At 66.8% G+C, this 2,693-nt stretch carries 2 protein-coding genes and 1 pseudogene; 2 read left to right on the forward strand and 1 reads right to left on the reverse strand.

Going from position 1 to position 2,693, the window contains the following annotated elements; all coding sequences use genetic code 11:
- Positions 1 to 177 precede the first annotated feature (177 nt).
- Positions 178 to 1,298, forward strand: a pseudogene (locus tag ACZ6TU_RS38890) (IS630 family transposase).
- Between the two features lie 84 nt (positions 1,299 to 1,382).
- On the opposite strand, the gene ACZ6TU_RS38895 reads toward ACZ6TU_RS38890, so the two are convergent.
- Positions 1,383 to 2,030 carry a GNAT family N-acetyltransferase gene (locus tag ACZ6TU_RS38895; RefSeq protein ID WP_467682366.1) on the reverse strand — a complete coding sequence of 216 codons (648 nt, stop codon included), beginning with the start codon at positions 2,028 to 2,030 and terminating at the stop codon, positions 1,383 to 1,385.
- Positions 2,031 to 2,223: 193 nt separating this feature from the next.
- On the opposite strand from ACZ6TU_RS38895, the gene ACZ6TU_RS38900 reads away from it, so the two are divergent.
- Positions 2,224 to 2,601: a hypothetical protein gene (locus ACZ6TU_RS38900; protein ID WP_467682368.1), complete on the forward strand. Its 378-nt coding sequence runs from the start codon at positions 2,224 to 2,226 to the stop codon at positions 2,599 to 2,601.
- Positions 2,602 to 2,693 lie beyond the last annotated feature (92 nt).

The raw sequence follows: 2,693 nt of genomic DNA on the forward strand, positions 1-2,693 counted from the left end.
GAACAGCGTCCACAACTCGTCCGGCACCAACCGCTCGATCAGATCCGTCATGCACGGCTCAACGAGCAATCACGCCATCAGAAACGATGTCTAAGTGCTCTGACCGGGAAGGTTCGCCGGGTGGCGATTCCGGCGGTTGGATGTGGGGTGACATCCGTTCCGACCGCTGGAGGCGCGGTGGCTGAGTCTGTCCGTGTGCGCAGACTGACCGACCAGGAGGGGCAGAAGCTGCAGCAGATTGTGCGCCGGGGCAGCACGAGTTCAGTGCGCCACCGGCGCGCGATGATGCTGCTGGCCTCGGTCGGCGGGAACCGAGTACCGGTGATCGCGCAGCTGGTGCAGGCCGACGAGGACACCGTGCGCGATGTGATCCACCGGTTCAACGAGATCGGCCTGGCCTGTCTGGACCCTCAGTGGGCGGGAGGCCGTCCCCGCCTGCTCTGCACTGACGACGAGGACTTCGTCGTGCGGACGGCCACAACCCGCCCGACCAAGCTTGGGCAGCCCTTCACCCGCTGGTCCATCCGCAAACTCGCCGCCTACCTGCGGAAAGTGCACGGCCATGTCATCCGGATCGGCCGTGAGGCGTTACGGTGCCTACTCGCCCGCCGCGGCATCACCTTCCAGCGGACCAAGACCTGGAAGGAATCGCCCGACCCCGAGCGCGACGCCAAGCTGGACCGCATCGAGGAGGTGCTGGAGCGTTTCCCGTATCGGGTGTTCGCGTTCGATGAGTTCGGGCCGCTCGGGATCCGGCCCACCGCCGGGTCGTGCTGGGCCGAGCAGGGCCGGCCCGAGCGGCATCCCGCGACCTACCACCGCACCCACGGGGTGCGCTACTTCCACGGCTGCTACTCGATCGGGGACGACGCCCTCTGGGGCGTCAACCGCCGCAGGAAGGGCGCCGCGAACACCCTGGTCGCGCTGAAGTCGATCCGGGCGCCCGCCCGGACGGCGCTCCGATCTACGTGATCCTGGACAACCTGTCCGCCCACAAAGGCGCCGACATCCGTCGCTGGGCGAAGAAGAACAAGGTCAGCCTGTGCTTCACCCCGACCTACGCGTCCTGGGCGAACCCGATCGAGGCCCACTTCGGACCACTGCGGCAGTTCACAGTCGCCAACTCCAAACACCATAACCACACCGCCCAGACGCGGGCCCTGCACGCCTACCTGCGCTGGCGCAACGCCAACGCCCGCCGTCCCGACGTCCTCGCCGCTCAACGCCGTGAACGTGCAGGGATCCGCAGCGAGAAGGGCATCCGGTGGGGCGGGCGACCGCTTGCTGCTGCGGCCTGAACCACAACGCGGCTTGCGACGCCGCCCCGATCTGGACTCGTCGTTCCACAGACCATCCGGAATGATCTCCACGCCGCTACGCGGTCAGGCCAGGCCGAACCATGGCAGGCACTCCGGCAGACCTTCCATCTTCACGGGGACCAGCTGGTGTTGTTGCCACTGTTCAGCAGTGAGGCGGAGCCTGCGCAGCACGGCGGGCTTGGCGCGTACGGCATGACGCTCAATGCCGTCCTCGCGGTAGCCAAGCTTGCGCGAAACCTCCAGCGAGGCTGCGTTATCCGCATAGGCCCCAGAAACAGCGTGCTGCGCATCGAGTCCAGCGAAGGCCAGGTGGAGGACAGCCGCGCGCATCTCAGTCCCCAGGCCCTGGCCGTGATAGGCCCTGCCCAGCCAGGAACCAGTGCCTACTTCACGTCGGACCGAAAAATCCCGGGCACCGATGCCCTGCGTACCTACGATGATCCCGTCTCGCACGACCACCAGGTTCAGCTCCCAGTTCTCCGGCTGCCACTCCCCCCAGCAGCGCCAGTGGTACTGCATGACACTCCGAGCACGCTGTTCGGGCTCGACATCGGTCCATGCCACGGTGAACGGCTGAACCGCCGGGTCATGCACACCTTCGGCGGCCAATGAAGCCAACGCGGCAAGATCATCCAGGTTCGGCAACCGCAGCTCCAGGCGCGGCGTAGTCAACCGAAGGCCCGCAAGCGGCCAATGGGTTAGCAGGGTCATGACCAGGGATTCTTCTCGCCCCCAGCCAACGTGACCAGTGGATATTCGAGGGGAGGCATGTTGCGGATTCCTGCGCTCCCAACCCGGTGGACCTATTCGGTCACGGCACTAGCATGGCCGCCTCAGGAACAGGCACTTACCGGGGCCGGACGGTATGCGGATCCGGTACGCGGTGCCGGAGGAGGCCGACGCGGTGACCGCGTTGCTGAAGACAGCCGCCGACGACTTGGAAACCGGCCATCGCGAAGCGCTCGCCGACGGGCAGTGCGGGACGTGGCTGCTGGACGGGCTCGCGAGCGCCGACCTGATCGAGCCGCTCGTGCGGGCGGCATCGGCAGGAAGCCTCCAGCCGGCGGCGGCGGCGCCGCCCCTGCCCCAGGTCGCCCAGGACCGGGACGGACAGATGATCGGGGCGCTGCTGGGCGTCCCGTCCGGCACGGTCATCTCCCCAGTCGCTCAACTGCCCGGTTACCAGCAACACGCACTGCTGTCGATGGTGAAATACGCGAAGATCAAAGCGGTTGCGGTGCGGGACGACGCCGCGGCCGCGGAATCGGGACCGCGCTGCTAAGACATCGTTTCTGATGGCGTGATTGCTCGTTGAGCCGTGCATGACGGATCTGATCGAGCGGTTGGTGCCGGACGAGTTGTGGACGCTGTTCC

This window comes from Streptomyces sp. NPDC052064 (genome assembly GCF_055585925.1).